Below are 14,268 nucleotides of genomic sequence, written 5' to 3'. Positions count from 1 at the left end.
CCGCCCAGATCTGCACCGGCGTTTTTCATTTGCAAGGTCAGGACGACCCTATGGACAGCCGGATCAATTGAAGATCACCGTCTTGTGGCCGTTGAGCAGGATGCGATGTTCGGTGAACCATTTCACCGCGCGCGCCAGCACCACCGATTCGATGTCGCGGCCGATGGCGGTCAGCGTTTCCGGCCCCATGGAATGGTCCACGCGCTCGACGCCCTGCTCGATGATCGGGCCTTCGTCGAGATCGCTGGTGACGAAATGCGCGGTGGCGCCAATCAGCTTCACGCCGCGGTCGTGCGCCTGGTAGTACGGCTTGGCGCCCTTGAAGCTAGGCAGGAAGGAATGGTGGATGTTGATCGCACGGCCCTTGAGCGCGGCGCACATCGACGGCGACAGGATCTGCATGTAACGGGCCAGCACCACCAGGTCGATCTGGTTATGCTCGACGATTTCCAGGATGCGCGCTTCCTGCGCCAGCTTGGCCTGTTCCGAGGCCCCGGCCGCCAACGGCAGATGATGGAAGGGAATGTTGTAACTTGCCGCCAGTTGGTAAAAATCGGTGTGATTGGACACGATGGCCGGGATTTCCACCGGCAACAGGCCGCTCTTGTAGCGGAACAGCAGGTCGTTGAGGCAATGGCCGATCTTGGACACCATCAGCAACACGCGCGGCTTGGCGGCGGCATCGTGCAATTCCCAATCCATGTTGAGCGAAGCGCCGAGCAGCGCAAAATCGGCGCGCAGCACTTCGTCGCTGACCGTGACGTCTTCCGACGCGAAATGCACGCGCATGAAGAACAACTTCGACTGGGCGTCGCCGAACTGGGCGGAATCGATGATGTTGCAGCCGTGATCGGCGAGAAAGCCCGACACGCGATGGACGATGCCGCGCTGGTCGAGACAGGAGATGGTGAGGATGTATTCCGGGTGAGTCATAGCCGATCTTGAAAGCACTGTCGCCCGCCGTAAGTCCCGGAGAAACCTCCAGAACGCAGCCGAATGGCGAAAAGCCGCTATTGTCGCATGCCCGGCGCACGCGCACAAAGCACCAAACCCGGATCAGGGGTCTGGAAAGCACGAAAAACGGCTAAAAGCCGTTAAAAACAGGCGAACAAGGTCAGCAACCCCTCCGAACCTCCCGGAAAGCGTCGCGCTGCCCCCGCCGTCCCAAACACCAAGCCCGTAACACGGCCACCGGTAGACACGCCGCTGCCGCACCTGCGGCAAGCAGCTGATGGTCGCCGCTTATGCGATGAAGACGACCAGGTGAATTTGATGCGTCCGTTAAGCCGTTTTAGCCTGCAACAGCTCGCGCTGCTCGGCGCTGCCGCCGACCTGCACGTCGCCGCTGAGCTGGCCGCCTTCTTCGATCACGAGTTTGCCGTAGCGGATCTTGCCCGATACCCGGCCGCTGGAATAGATCACCAGTTTCTGGCGCACGGTCAGATCGCCGTCGAAGTCGCCGCGGATTTCTGCCAGGTCGATTTCAGCCGAGCCCTTGAAGGCGCCCTTTTCGGCGATCTGGATCACGCGCGAATCCATGGTCGCTTCGACGCGGCCTTCGACCACGAGCGTGTCGCAGTCGTTGATTTCGACACCCTTCAATTTGATGTTGGGACCGACGATCAGCTTGCTGCCCATTTCGTTGGAACCGGAGTTGTTGTTCGACTGCGAGCCAGAAGAAGCGGAAGTCGAAGTAGCCGTCTTGGACACATTGGATACGCCCGGTTGCGTCAAGTTGTTGTTGGCGCTGAAAGGGGAATTTGGCGAATTGGTTTCTCGTTTGCCAAAGAGGGTTTCTGAGCGAAGCATGGTATCTCCTGAAGATAGATGTGCGGTGCAAGACGTGGCACTGATAAAACAAATCGGGGACATGATCTTCATATGGTGGCGCACTGTTTCGACGCGATGATGAACGCTGTCCTCCGCGGAGGATGAGATCGCTGTACTGCTGATGCCGTTTGCGTTTTCACGACATGAGTTGTGCAGCGATATCAGGCGATTCGGCACATCATGAAATAGAAAGTTCACGAGAATTTTGTAACAGTGGAATGAGATTGCCGAACATTCGCGCGGTTGAATTCGCATCGCGCATTTTTAATCCGTATAAAATTTTCGCCCCACGCAAATACCACTGCGCGCTTCATCATTTTTATTCTGCGTTTTCGCTCTGTGAAGACGATAAATTTTCGACGATGAGGATGATGTCGCCAATCGGCGACACCGTCGGTTTTTCATCAGGCGATGGACGGCAGTCATATTTTCGCGTCAGCTTTTTTCTTCTTTTCATTTTTATTTCGCGTCTTCTTTTTTTAGCTCCTCCTCACCAACTTCGCTGACGTCGATCCGTCAACGGCTTGACTTTTTGGGTGCCGCAAGAGATTCTTTGGCGCACTCAACGACGCGTCGGACTCATCGCTCACGTCGACCATCTATTTCCATAACAACGAACGGGGTAAACATGAGCGACACTTTCGATCCGCCCGGGCAGCCTGAGCCCAATCAACCGGTCAGTTTTGCATCGCTGCTGCCGGCGCAGACCGGGCCATCGGTCGAAGCGTTTTCGTTCAGCGGACGCGGCTCCGAATATTTCCGCATATGGATAGTCAATCTGCTGCTGTCGGTGGTGACCTTCGGCATTTACTCGGCGTGGGCCAAGGTGCGCCGCCTGCGTTATTTTTATGACAACACGACGGTGGCCGGCACCAGCTTCGAATATCACGGCAACCCCATCGCCATCCTCAAGGGCCGCATCGTCGCGGTGGTGCTGCTGTTCGGTTACCAGTTCGCGTTCAGCTACAACCCGCTGCTGGGCATGATCGCGCTGCTGGTGTTTGCGCTGGCGGTGCCGTGGCTGATCTGGCGCAGCCTGCAGTTCAAGCTGTACAACTCCAGTTATCGCGGCATCCGTTTCGGTTTCCGCGGCAATGCCGGCGGCGCTTACAAAGCGTATCTGCTGCTGCCGGTGCTGACCGTGCTGACGCTGTACCTGCTGACGCCGTTCACGCATCAGCGCATCAAGCGCTTCCAGCACAATGAATCGCGCTTCGGCGCCAGCCATTTTTCCTTCGATGGTTCGGTCGGCAGCTTTTACAAGACCTACCTGATCGGCTTCGGGATTTACCTCGCGGGTTTCATCGCGATCGTGGTGGCTTTGGGCGGCACCGCCCTGATCGCCGCCGGGCGTGATTTCGGCGCGCACAGCGTGTTCTCGTTCATGCTGCTGTTCTTTGCGCTGTACGCCTGGACCTTCCTGATGTATCCGCTGTTCCTGACGCTGCTGCAGAATCTCATCTGGAACCATACCCGGCTCGGCGAACATCGCTTCCATAGCGCGATGCGCTGGCCGCGCATGATGTTCATCGCCTTCACCAACATCGTCGGCATCGTGGCGACGCTGGGATTGTTCACGCCGTTCGCGCAGATCCGCGCACTGCGCTACAAGATCGAGTCGATGAGCCTGCATGCCGCCGGCAATCTCGACGAGTTCATCGCCGACAATGCGGCGCAAGGCTCCGCCGCCGGTGAAGGCCTGAGCGACCTGCTCGACTTCGATCTGTCGCTTTGAGCGCCGCGATGCAGGTTGCAGCGTTCTATTTCGACGGCAAGACCTCGCGCCGCCATGCAGTCACGCTGGACGTGGCCGACGGCGTCGCCACCATCAGCGGCGAAGCCGAGCGGGTGTGTCCGATCATCCAGCTGCGCGTGTCCGAGCGGCTCAACCGGGCGGCGCGCAAGCGACGCTGGTGGCGGTGCTGGCGCTGGGCTACCTGTACCTGTTGCCCTTGGCGGCGGAAGTCGTCGCGCGCTCGTTGCCGATCAGCGTCGAGCAGCGCATCGGCGACGGCGCGCTGGACTTCCTGGACGACCATATCCTGCTGCCGACGCAGTTGCCGGCCGCGCGACGCACCGCCATCACCACGCGCTTTCGTGCGCTGACGGCGGAGGTCGAAGGCGTGCCGCACTACGAGATCGTGTTCCGCAAAAGCCGCATCGGGCCGAACGCACTGGCGCTACCGTCGGGCCAGATCGTGCTGACCGACGAGATCGTCACGCTGCTGGACGACGACGACGCCGTCATGGGCGTGCTCGCGCATGAACTGGGCCACGTGCACCGGCGCCACCTGATGCGCCGCCTGATCCAGAGCTCGGCCATCGGCGACGGCCTTGTTCGGCGATGTCTCGGCGGTGATCGCCAATATCCCCACCGTGCTGCTGGACATGAAATATTCACGCGACGTCGAACGTGAAGCCGACGACTATGCCGTGGAGCTGTTCAAGGCCAATGGCATCAGCCGCAAGAAGCTGGCGTACGTATTCGAGAAGCTGGGCGAGAAGGAAGCTGCCGGTGGCGGCGTGCCACCCTACCTGTCGAGCCATCCGGCCAGCGCCGAGCGGGTGGAGCGTATTCTCAATGCGCAATAACCCGACGGCAGCCCTGAAAACTCAGGGCTGCCGCTGATCAAGGAAACGCCAAAAACTTTCTCCGCAACATCTTTCCCTTGCGCCCGATACAGCTCTGCTACGGTACTTTTACGATTGCGGCTGAATCGCGGCTGAAAGCAGTTTACATTTCGCACTAGTGTGCTAAATTGACGACCATGGATACCGTCATCACCCGAACCGCCAAAAGCGAACTGACCCTGGCCGCGATCGTCGACACCGCCCTTGAAATAGCGGCAAACGAGGGCCTCGAGTCGCTGTCGCTGGGCGAAGTCGCCAAACGGCTCAACATCAGCAAGAGCGGCGTGTTCTCGCGCGTCGGCTCGCGCGAAGCCTTGCAACAGGCGGTGCTGGATGAATTCGACCGGCGTTTCGTGGAAGAGATTTTCAAGCCTGCGATGGCGTTGCCGCGCGGCCTGCCGCGCCTGAACAAGATGATCCGCAATTGGCTGCAACGCACGAACAACGACGTCAGCTGCCTGTACATCGCCGGCGCCTTCGAATACGACGACGTGCTCGACAGCCCGATGCGCGACCGCATCAAGAAGAACATCCTGCAATGGCGCGGCATGCTGCACCGGACCATCGAGCAGGCGCTGGAAGAAGGCCAACTGCGCCCGGACACCGATCCGCAGCAGTTGGTGTTCGAACTGTACTGCCTGATGGTCGGACTGATGCACGATGCGCGTTTCCTGCGCGATCCGCAGGCGCTGGAGCGCGTACAGACGGCCTACGACCGGCTGATTTCGACTTACCGCAGTTTCAATTATCACGGCTGAGGCCGCATGCGGAAATCGCGTGTGCTTTTTTGGTTAAATTTCGCACTATCGTGCTAAACAAGGAGAGGATCATGTGGATTATCATTGGCGCTATCGCATTGCCCATCGCGGCATCGCTGCTGTTCCAATTGTTGCAGGCGCTGGATCTCGTGCCGGACAGCAACGAAGACTTCATTTTCATTGAGGCGGCTGAACTGGCGGAGCGACATACAGAGGCAGCGGCCAGGAACAATGTTTTCGTTGCGACGGTCAATACCCAAGTTCCAGTGAAGGATTTCTGAGGCTCCCGGCTTGATAGCTTCGGCATGCCGCCACCGGACTGAACGCCTTTTTGCCTTTTCTTATCCACACCAGTCCGCCGCTACGCCGATGTCCACGCCAAAGAACGAACCCACCCTGTCCGCCGAGATCTTTCCCGACCGGCAACTGATCACCCTCTCCTGCATGCTCGCCCTGCTGATCGCCGTGATCAGCTGGTTTGCGCTGAGCGCCCAGACCGACATCACCATCGACCGCCTGCTCGACCGCGGCATGACGGTCATGGACGGCATCGAACGTTTGACGAGCTATCTCACCAACCTGACCATCCTGCTGAGCGCCGTGGGTTTTTCGGCGCTGGCCCTGCCCGGCACAAATCCGGCCAGCCGCTTCTTCCGCAAGCCGCAAGTTATTACGGCAGTGGTGGCGTACATGATCTTCGTCGGCATTGCCTACAACCTCCTGCTGCGCCAATTGTGGCAACCAACCGGTTTCCGCGCGCTGGTCAATGAAAGCCTGCATACCGTGACGCCGCTGCTGGCGCTGGTCTACTGGATCTTTTTCGTCCCGCGCTTCCAGCCCAGCCTGAAAAAATGCCTGCTGTGGCTGGTCTACCCGCTCGGCTACCTGAGCATCACGCTGTGGCGCGGCGGTAGTTCCGGCTTCTATCCCTACCCCTTCATCAACGTGCGCGACCTTGGCTATCCGCATGTGCTACTCAACGCCACCGGCCTGTTCACCGGCTTCCTGGTCCTGATGGGCTTGTTGCTGATCATCAACAACGCGGGCAAGAACCTGCTGCTGCGCCGCTGAGGCTGCAGGCGCCACATTCCGCAAAGCTGACTGGCGCCAAGGGAATGCTTTGCGGCAAGTCTGGTCCAAGCGATGGCCGGAGCTTTCTGGCGCCGCGCCAACGTCCTTTATCCACCTGCGCATGTAAAAAAATGTTGTCGGAAATGGCAACGATCGAGGTTTCTTTCTCAAGTTGTCGCACAGACGACCGATATAGGCTGTGGACAGACTGTATTCCCCATCACTGGAGCACGATCATTTCTCTCACCTACATGCCTGACCCCGCCACAGGCAGGCGCCGCAACCCGGCTACGCACGATGCCATCCTGGACGCCACTTGCGTCCTGCTGGATGAAATCGGCTTCGACAAGCTCTCGCTTGAAGGCGTGGCTGCGCGCGCAGGTGTAGGCAAGGCAACGATCTACCGCTGGTGGCCGAACAAGAGTTCGCTGGCCATGGAGGCGTTGCTGCGTGAAGTCGGCCCGAACGTCGCCTTCCCGGAAACCGAATCTGCCCGCCATGACATCGAAAACCAGATCCGCAAGCTGGCCAAGCTGTATCGCGGCAAGACCGGCCGTGTGGTGTGCGAAATGATCGGCCTGTCGCAATTCGACGCCGAGACCATGCGCCTGTTCAACGACAATTATCTCGATCCACGCCGCAACGCCGCCAAGCAAGTCCTGTTGCGCGGCATCCAGAACGGTGAATTCAAGCCTGACCTCGACTTCGACGTCATCTTTGACCTGCTATACGGTCCGATCATCCAGCGCATGCTGATGCGCCATGCCGGCATCGACGAACGCCACATCGACCTGCACGTCGCATTGGTGCTCGACGGCATCACCCCTGCCAGAACCAATATAGAATTAATTTAACAACATTCTCGCAAGATTTGTTGCGCCTCAGGAATTTTGCACCTAAAATTAGAGACGAAACGTATCGTCTTGTTTTCCTGTCGCACAATAATGCATTCCGGCCACGGTCAGGGATGCGCTCAGCGAGAACCGCAAATGCCTCGTCATGATTTGGCGGCCTCCGGTCAGCCGGAGACACTATCGCTTGCCTGCGCATTGACGCTCTGGCGGTACGTCCGACTTTCCATTTCCCGGTTTGTCCCTGCTCTGTTGCTGCGCCTTTCGCCCGAACGGCACCGCGGCCGGCTGCATGTGCTGCTCCGCTTGTCGGAATGACGGCGTTGGCGTCACGCCGGGAATGAAATAAGAAACCGAATAAATTCAATCAAGTCAGTTTGCAGATGCGGGGGCACAATGCAGAACGATGTGGCAAATGCGCGAAATAACACGAGCAATCAAAACAATAATTGTGATGAGCACGGTCGCATGAACGCGATGCCATGTTCAGCAAACGAAGCAAGCTGCAGCCGTCACGATGAAATGCAACGCTCCGCCTACGCTGACGTACGCGTGCATCGCACCTTTTCCTTCTGGAGTTTCCTGTTGATTCCGATGGCCGTCATCCTCGGATGGACGCAATATGCATCCCTGAGCACGGCGCCATGGATGGACGCGGCCGAAATGCAGAATCCAGGTCACTGGAACGACGCCATGCGTTACTACATCTGGCTGCAGCTGGTCTGGGTGCCGGCCAATATGGTTCTCTTCCTGGTCTGGTGCGCGCTCGGGGTGCGCATCTGGAACTGCAAACGAAAACTCCCGGCGCCGTAGTTACACCTGATTCCGTTACCCGGGTTCGCTTTTTTCTGAGCGCGTGGCGACTGCCCATATGGCGGACAACACATCCAGACAATCAGCTGAAAAAGTATCCTCAAGACATGCTGGAATTGCATGAACGAGCAAACGCTTCTATATAATCATTTGCAAAAATAGAATAATTTGAGCAGGGTTCCCGTCATTTGCCTGAGCAGCTGCTTGAACAAAAAATAACAAAAAAGGACTAAAGAAAGCGCCAGCATCGCCGATCACACTACGTATTGCCGAATTGCCGTATTGCCACCGATTCGCTCATGAAACCTTGAGAATTTTTATAAGTCAACGACAGTGAAGAAGCGTCTACCCAAAGTCCTCAGCATTCTGGCCTGGCCCATTGGGTGCCTCCTCCTGGCAATCGTCATGTGGTGGTTGCTGCTGACGCGCCTCAACGACCGCGAAGCGGAAATCGGCAAGAGCGCGCTGCAGGACGCCAGCGTCCAGTCGAAGCTATATGCCGAACAACTGGCGCGCGCCGTCAGCCAGATCGACCAGATCATCCTGCACCTGAAGTACTACTGGAATTACACCGACGGCCATCTGAGCGTGGAAGATCAGCAGCGGCAAGGCCTGTATCCGACCTCGTCGCTGCTGTACGTCACCATCGCGGATCGCGACGGCCAGCTCGTGACCAGTTCGCTGTCGATGCAGAATCTGACCAGCATCGCCAATCGCGATTATTTCCTCAACCACAAGAATCACGCGCACGGCAGCTTGCATACGGTCCGATCATCCAGCGCATGCTGATGCGCCATGCCGGCATCGACGAACGCCACATCGACCTGCACGTCGCATTGGTGCTCGACGGCATCACCCCTGCCAGAACCAATATAGAATTAATTTAACAACATTCTCGCAAGATTTGTTGCGCCTCAGGAATTTTGCACCTAAAATTAGAGACGAAACGTATCGTCTTGTTTTCCTGTCGCACAATAATGCATTCCGGCCACGGTCAGGGATGCGCTCAGCGAGAACCGCAAATGCCTCGTCATGATTTGGCGGCCTCCGGTCAGCCGGAGACACTATCGCTTGCCTGCGCATTGACGCTCTGGCGGTACGTCCGACTTTCCATTTCCCGGTTTGTCCCTGCTCTGTTGCTGCGCCTTTCGCCCGAACGGCACCGCGGCCGGCTGCATGTGCTGCTCCGCTTGTCGGAATGACGGCGTTGGCGTCACGCCGGGAATGAAATAAGAAACCGAATAAATTCAATCAAGTCAGTTTGCAGATGCGGGGGCACAATGCAGAACGATGTGGCAAATGCGCGAAATAACACGAGCAATCAAAACAATAATTGTGATGAGCACGGTCGCATGAACGCGATGCCATGTTCAGCAAACGAAGCAAGCTGCAGCCGTCACGATGAAATGCAACGCTCCGCCTACGCTGACGTACGCGTGCATCGCACCTTTTCCTTCTGGAGTTTCCTGTTGATTCCGATGGCCGTCATCCTCGGATGGACGCAATATGCATCCCTGAGCACGGCGCCATGGATGGACGCGGCCGAAATGCAGAATCCAGGTCACTGGAACGACGCCATGCGTTACTACATCTGGCTGCAGCTGGTCTGGGTGCCGGCCAATATGGTTCTCTTCCTGGTCTGGTGCGCGCTCGGGGTGCGCATCTGGAACTGCAAACGAAAACTCCCGGCGCCGTAGTTACACCTGATTCCGTTACCCGGGTTCGCTTTTTTCTGAGCGCGTGGCGACTGCCCATATGGCGGACAACACATCCAGACAATCAGCTGAAAAAGTATCCTCAAGACATGCTGGAATTGCATGAACGAGCAAACGCTTCTATATAATCATTTGCAAAAATAGAATAATTTGAGCAGGGTTCCCGTCATTTGCCTGAGCAGCTGCTTGAACAAAAAATAACAAAAAAGGACTAAAGAAAGCGCCAGCATCGCCGATCACACTACGTATTGCCGAATTGCCGTATTGCCACCGATTCGCTCATGAAACCTTGAGAATTTTTATAAGTCAACGACAGTGAAGAAGCGTCTACCCAAAGTCCTCAGCATTCTGGCCTGGCCCATTGGGTGCCTCCTCCTGGCAATCGTCATGTGGTGGTTGCTGCTGACGCGCCTCAACGACCGCGAAGCGGAAATCGGCAAGAACGCCCTGCAGGAAGCGGGCGTCCAGTCGAAGTCGTATGCCGAGCAACTGGCCCGCGCCGTCAGCCAGGTCGACCAGATCACCCTGCACCTCAAGTACTACTGGACTTACACCGACGGCCACCTGAGCGTGGAAGACCAGCAGCAGCAAGGTCTCTATCCGACCTCCTCGCTGCTGTATGTCACCATCTCGGATCGCGACGGCAAACTCCTGACCAGCTCGCTGTCGCTGCAAAAGCTGACAAACGTCGCCAATCGCGATTACTTCCTGACCCATAAGAATCACGCCCACAGCGGACTGCTGATCAGCAATCCGGCGATCGGCATACGCTCGCAACGCATGCTGATCCGCTTTTCGCGCCGCCTCGACGACGCAGTGGGCAACTTCAACGGTATCGTCATGGTCGCGGTGGAACCTGCCTTCCTCGCGCCCTTGCAAGACGAATCGGCGCTCGGCAAGAAAGACTTCATCGCGCTGTTCCAGCCGGACGGCACGCCGCTGCTGTCGCGCACGATGGACGCGCTGCAGACACAGGAGACGGTGTTCAAGTCACGGCCGCCGCTGGTCGGCGCCAACGCCTCCATGGTCATGCCGGGATCCACCTTCGGCGACGGCGAAGAACGCATCGTGGCATGGCATACGGTGCGCGGCTATCCGCTGGTGGCGGCGGTCGGCGTCTCGACGCGCGATGTCTACGCCGCCTTCCGCGAACGGGCCTCCGATTACATGTTCATCGCCAGCGCCTGCTCGGTGTTTCTGGCCATCTGCGCGCTAGTCGGCATGCTGTTCTCGATGCGGCTGGCGATCCGCAAGCACGAAACCGAAAAAGCCCGCGAAGCCTACGGCATCGCCACCGAAGGCGGTCCCGACGGTTTTTACATGTGGCTGGCGTTGCGCGGCAAGGATGGCGAGATTGTCGACTTCCAGGTGCTCGACTGCAATGAACGCGGCGCCGCCATCTTCGGCATCAACAAGGCTGACCTGATCGGTAGCCACATGTCGCGGTTTTATTCGCCGGAATATTTCGCCACGCTGATGCGGACATTCCGTAGCGCCATGGAAAACGGCGAATACGAAGACGAATTCGAAACCCCGCCGGAAAGCCCGCTCGGCGCGTCGTGGTTGCAACGGCGCATGGTGCGCACCCGCTTCGGCCTGGCCATCACGGTGCGCGATATCAGCGAAACCAAGGCCCATGAACTGGCCTTGCTGGACCAGCTCAATACCGACGAACTGACCGGCCTGCCCAACCGCCATTGGGTGATCCGCTATCTGAATCGCTTGCTGCACGACGCTGCCGGCGACGGTCGCGGGTTCGCCGTGCTGTTCGTCGATCTCGACGACTTCAAGAACATCAACGACACACTCGGTCACTCCAGCGGCGACCTGTTGCTGCAAGCGGTGACGCAGCGGCTGTGCGAGCTGGTTCCCGCGCCGCATGAAGTGGTGCGCTTCAGCGGCGACTCATTCACGGTGATCCATCAGGGCGGCAGCATCGATGACGCGGCCCAGCTGGCGGACCGCATCCTGCTGGCATTTTCACGGCCGCTGATGCTGTCCAACCAGAACATCCTGCAGATCAACCTGTCGATCGGCATCAGCATCTTCCCGCGCGACGGCAACAGCGTCGACACCCTGCTCAAGCACGCCGATACCGCCATGCATGCCGCAAAATCGGAAGGCAAGAAACGCTTCCGTTTCTACCAGCCGCAATTGTCCGAGCGGCTGCAAATCAAGATAGAAAACGAAAACGCCCTGCGCCTGGCGATCGAGCGCGACGAGTTCGTGCTGTACTTCCAGCCGCGCGTGAACACCATGACCGGCGAGTTCTGCAGCATGGAAGCGCTGGCACGCTGGCAGCATCCGGTGCGCGGCATCGTGTCGCCGCTCGAATTCATCCCGGTGGCGGAAGAGACCGGCCTGATCCTGAAGCTGGGCGAACTGATCATCCGCAAGGCTTGCGCGCAACTGGCGCAATGGCGCATCGCGGGATTGCCGCTGTTGCCGATGTCGGTCAACGTCTCCTCGCGCCAGCTCAACCAGGGCAATCTCAACGACATCATCGCCACCGCGCTGGCCGAACACGCGGTCGATCCGGCCCAACTGGAAATCGAGCTGACCGAGTCCTGCATGATGGCCGACGCCATCGAAGTGGCCGAAGAACTGGCGTCGTTCCGCCAGCTCGGCATCAAGTTGCTGGTGGACGATTTCGGCACGGGCTATTCGTCGCTGTCGCAACTGCAGCGCCTCGACCTGGACGTGCTGAAAGTGGACAAGGCCTTCACTGCCGAACTCGGCGTGCGCGCCGAGAGCGAGGTGCTCTTCAACGCCATGGTATCGATGGCCCACGCCCTGCGCATGACCGTGGTCGCCGAAGGCGTGGAAACCGAAGCACAATTGCATCTGCTGCAGGCGCTGGGCTGCGACGAGGTCCAGGGGTACTATATTTCGCACCCCATCCCCGCCGCGGGCATCCCGCTGCTGATGCAACGGCGCTACCTGTTCCCCGCTTCTCCGGTTACGCTCGCCTGAATTACCTCGCCTGCACCAGCAGCGTATCGTGTCGATGCGCGACCTTGACGCTCGGTGCAGGAGGCGCAGCGGATTAAACGGATGATCAAGCGGTGACAAAATTTGTCATGCATCCCTCCTGCGGAAGGATGCATGCGGACAAATCACTTGCTGGAGACGAGGACCGGCGCGGCGCGATAGTCGGACGGGAACATCTGTTTGAAATTCTCGATCTTGGGCAGATCGAAACGCGCGATATAACCTTGCGTCGGATGCAGCGTGGCGAAATCCTGATGGTAGTCCTCGGCCGCATAAAACGCCGTCGGCGCCAGCGGCGTCAGCTGCGTGACGATGCGCGCAGGATAGATCTTGGCCGCATCCAGCTGGGCGATGTAGTCGGCTGCAACGCGCTTCTGCTCATCGCTCTGGTAGAAGATGGCCGAGCGATATTGCGTGCCGCTGTCCGGTCCCTGCCGATTGAGCTGGGTCGGATCGTGCACCACCGAGAAATAGATTTGCAGGATCTTGCCGTAGGAAACCTTGCGCGGATCGAAGGTGACCTTGACCGATTCGGCGTGGCCGGTGGAACCGCTACCGACCATTTCGTAGCGCGCCGTTTCCTTGGCGCCGCCGGCATAGCCCGACACCGCGCTGGTCACGCCCAGTGTGTGCTGGAACACCGCCTGCACGCCCCAGAAACAACCGCCTGCGAGGACCACCGTTTCGGTGGCAGCATTGTTGGCGGGTGCGCTCTTCGGCGGTGGAATCCTGAATGCGGATTCAGCGGCGAACGCCGGCATCGTCAGCGCCGAAGCGGCAAGCACAAACGGCACGGCATATTTGCATAAAATGTTTTTCATCATTTACCTTCTTTCATCAAAACGGTTCCCGTAGTTTCTGTATTGCCGGCGCCGCGCCGCGACCACAATTGCGCCAATCGCTCGCGGTTCTTTTCCGACAGTACGCGCGCCAGCAACAGCAGCGCCACGATCGCCGAAAACAGGATCGGCTGCGCCAGCAGGTTCTTGCCCGCCTTGACCCACCAGAAATGCAGCACGCCCAGCGGTACGATCACATAGGTGAGCCGGTGCAGCCATTGCCAGCGCTTGCCGCCGAGCCTGCGCACCATGCCGTTGGTGCTGGTAATTGCCAGCGGAATCAGCAGCGCGAAGGCCAGCACGCCGACCGTGATGAACGGACGCTTGACGATGTCGGCCCACATTTCCTGCATATCGAAGAAATGATCGAGCCAGAAAAAAATCGTGAAATGCAAGGCCACGTAGAAGAACGCGTACAAGCCCAGCATGCGGCGCAGGCGCACCAGCCAGTTCCACCTGATCAGCTTGCGCAGCGGCGTCACCGCCAGCGTGATGCAGAGGAAATACAAAGCCCAGTCGCCGGTATTGCGCGTGATGAATTCGATGGGATTGGCGCCCAGCCGGCCGAGGAAGCCGAACGCCACCAGCCTCGCCAGCGGCAGCAGCGCCAGCACGAACAGCAGGTTGCGCAGTTGCAGCACCCGGCGCTGTGACAAGCTCGACAGATTCGTGAAAAATCGCATGCATGCCCCGGCGTCAGAAATACTTCTTGAGGTCCATGCCGGTGTACAGGCCGGCGACGTCGTTGTAGCCGTTGAACATCAGCGTC

The 14,268-nt window shown here is 58.6% G+C and carries 14 protein-coding genes and 1 pseudogene; 11 read left to right on the top strand and 4 right to left on the bottom strand.

Annotation, left to right across the window (positions count from 1 at the left end; genetic code table 11):
- Nucleotides 1-63: 63 nt before the first annotated feature.
- Complete coding sequence (gene purU, locus HLUSI_RS0124805) at nt 64-933, bottom strand: formyltetrahydrofolate deformylase (RefSeq protein ID WP_016836501.1); 870 nt, start codon at nt 931-933, stop codon at nt 64-66.
- Nucleotides 934-1,281: 348 nt separating this feature from the next.
- Entirely contained in the window at nt 1,282-1,809 is a 528-nt protein-coding gene (locus tag HLUSI_RS0124800; RefSeq protein ID WP_016836500.1) for a bactofilin family protein, read from the bottom strand.
- Nucleotides 1,810-2,054: 245 nt separating this feature from the next.
- On the opposite strand from HLUSI_RS0124800, the gene HLUSI_RS33175 reads away from it, so the two are divergent.
- The 11 genes and pseudogenes from HLUSI_RS33175 (at nt 2,055) to HLUSI_RS0124745 (ending at nt 12,642) form a co-directional block, all read left to right on the top strand.
- Nucleotides 2,055-2,336 carry a hypothetical protein gene (locus tag HLUSI_RS33175; RefSeq protein ID WP_157138004.1) on the top strand — a complete coding sequence of 94 codons (282 nt, stop codon included), beginning with the start codon at nt 2,055-2,057 and terminating at the stop codon, nt 2,334-2,336.
- Nucleotides 2,337-2,458: 122 nt separating this feature from the next.
- The gene (locus tag HLUSI_RS0124795; RefSeq protein ID WP_016836499.1) at nt 2,459-3,565 is read left to right on the top strand and encodes a YjgN family protein; all 1,107 of its coding nucleotides are present in this window, start codon (nt 2,459-2,461) and stop codon (nt 3,563-3,565) included.
- Between the two features lie 8 nt (nt 3,566-3,573).
- Nucleotides 3,574-4,422 (top strand): annotated as a pseudogene (locus tag HLUSI_RS30625) (M48 family metallopeptidase).
- A 176-nt stretch (nt 4,423-4,598) separates the two neighbouring features.
- Nucleotides 4,599-5,219, top strand: coding sequence for a TetR/AcrR family transcriptional regulator (locus HLUSI_RS0124785; protein WP_029364003.1), 621 nt, complete (start codon nt 4,599-4,601; stop codon nt 5,217-5,219).
- Nucleotides 5,220-5,290: 71 nt separating this feature from the next.
- Entirely contained in the window at nt 5,291-5,500 is a 210-nt protein-coding gene (locus tag HLUSI_RS0124780; RefSeq protein ID WP_016836496.1) for a hypothetical protein, read from the top strand.
- A gap of 88 nt (nt 5,501-5,588) precedes the next feature.
- Complete coding sequence (locus tag HLUSI_RS0124775; protein ID WP_016836494.1) at nt 5,589-6,290, top strand: Pr6Pr family membrane protein; 702 nt, start codon at nt 5,589-5,591, stop codon at nt 6,288-6,290.
- Between the two features lie 251 nt (nt 6,291-6,541).
- Nucleotides 6,542-7,144: a TetR/AcrR family transcriptional regulator gene (locus HLUSI_RS0124770; RefSeq protein ID WP_016836492.1), complete on the top strand. Its 603-nt coding sequence runs from the start codon at nt 6,542-6,544 to the stop codon at nt 7,142-7,144.
- 519 nt (nt 7,145-7,663) lie between these two features.
- Entirely contained in the window at nt 7,664-7,954 is a 291-nt protein-coding gene (locus HLUSI_RS30620; RefSeq protein WP_016836489.1) for a hypothetical protein, read from the top strand.
- 405 nt (nt 7,955-8,359) lie between these two features.
- Nucleotides 8,360-8,743, top strand: coding sequence for a PDC sensor domain-containing protein (locus HLUSI_RS0124760; RefSeq protein WP_016836491.1), 384 nt, complete (start codon nt 8,360-8,362; stop codon nt 8,741-8,743).
- Between the two features lie 617 nt (nt 8,744-9,360).
- Nucleotides 9,361-9,651: a hypothetical protein gene (locus HLUSI_RS30615; RefSeq protein WP_016836489.1), complete on the top strand. Its 291-nt coding sequence runs from the start codon at nt 9,361-9,363 to the stop codon at nt 9,649-9,651.
- Between the two features lie 405 nt (nt 9,652-10,056).
- On the top strand, nt 10,057-12,642 hold the full coding sequence (locus HLUSI_RS0124745; RefSeq protein WP_016836488.1) for a bifunctional diguanylate cyclase/phosphodiesterase: 2,586 nt from the start codon (nt 10,057-10,059) through the stop codon (nt 12,640-12,642).
- A gap of 143 nt (nt 12,643-12,785) precedes the next feature.
- Here HLUSI_RS0124745 and msrA read toward each other — a convergent pair whose 3' ends face one another.
- Nucleotides 12,786-13,484, bottom strand: a complete 699-nt coding sequence (gene msrA, locus HLUSI_RS0124740) for a peptide-methionine (S)-S-oxide reductase MsrA (protein ID WP_016836487.1) — start codon at nt 13,482-13,484, stop codon at nt 12,786-12,788.
- Nucleotides 13,481-14,182 (bottom strand): protein-methionine-sulfoxide reductase heme-binding subunit MsrQ, encoded by a 702-nt coding sequence (locus HLUSI_RS0124735; protein WP_016836486.1) that lies wholly within the window; start codon nt 14,180-14,182, stop codon nt 13,481-13,483. The genes msrA and HLUSI_RS0124735 overlap by 4 nt, the downstream gene beginning before the upstream one ends.
- Nucleotides 14,183-14,268 lie beyond the last annotated feature (86 nt).

Source organism: Herbaspirillum lusitanum P6-12 (assembly GCF_000256565.1).
GTDB classification, from domain to species: domain Bacteria; phylum Pseudomonadota; class Gammaproteobacteria; order Burkholderiales; family Burkholderiaceae_D; genus Herbaspirillum; species Herbaspirillum lusitanum.
This window is presented reverse-complemented; position numbering and strand designations above follow the sequence as displayed.

What these genes read in the sequence shown, in the direction of transcription:
- HLUSI_RS0124760 (WP_016836491.1), top strand. Translation starts at nt 8,360, where the DNA reads ATGTGGTGGTTGCTGCTGACGCGCCTCAACGACCGCGAAGCGGAAATC.
- HLUSI_RS0124775 (WP_016836494.1), top strand. Translation starts at nt 5,589, where the DNA reads ATGTCCACGCCAAAGAACGAACCCACCCTGTCCGCCGAGATCTTTCCC.
- HLUSI_RS0124745 (WP_016836488.1), top strand. Translation starts at nt 10,057, where the DNA reads ATGTGGTGGTTGCTGCTGACGCGCCTCAACGACCGCGAAGCGGAAATC.
- HLUSI_RS0124735 (WP_016836486.1), bottom strand. Translation starts at nt 14,182, where the DNA reads ATGCGATTTTTCACGAATCTGTCGAGCTTGTCACAGCGCCGGGTGCTG.
- purU (WP_016836501.1), bottom strand. Translation starts at nt 933, where the DNA reads ATGACTCACCCGGAATACATCCTCACCATCTCCTGTCTCGACCAGCGC.
- HLUSI_RS0124770 (WP_016836492.1), top strand. Translation starts at nt 6,542, where the DNA reads ATGCCTGACCCCGCCACAGGCAGGCGCCGCAACCCGGCTACGCACGAT.
- HLUSI_RS0124780 (WP_016836496.1), top strand. Translation starts at nt 5,291, where the DNA reads ATGTGGATTATCATTGGCGCTATCGCATTGCCCATCGCGGCATCGCTG.
- msrA (WP_016836487.1), bottom strand. Translation starts at nt 13,484, where the DNA reads ATGATGAAAAACATTTTATGCAAATATGCCGTGCCGTTTGTGCTTGCC.
- HLUSI_RS0124800 (WP_016836500.1), bottom strand. Translation starts at nt 1,809, where the DNA reads ATGCTTCGCTCAGAAACCCTCTTTGGCAAACGAGAAACCAATTCGCCA.
- HLUSI_RS0124785 (WP_029364003.1), top strand. Translation starts at nt 4,599, where the DNA reads ATGGATACCGTCATCACCCGAACCGCCAAAAGCGAACTGACCCTGGCC.
- HLUSI_RS30615 (WP_016836489.1), top strand. Translation starts at nt 9,361, where the DNA reads ATGCAACGCTCCGCCTACGCTGACGTACGCGTGCATCGCACCTTTTCC.
- HLUSI_RS30620 (WP_016836489.1), top strand. Translation starts at nt 7,664, where the DNA reads ATGCAACGCTCCGCCTACGCTGACGTACGCGTGCATCGCACCTTTTCC.
- HLUSI_RS0124795 (WP_016836499.1), top strand. Translation starts at nt 2,459, where the DNA reads ATGAGCGACACTTTCGATCCGCCCGGGCAGCCTGAGCCCAATCAACCG.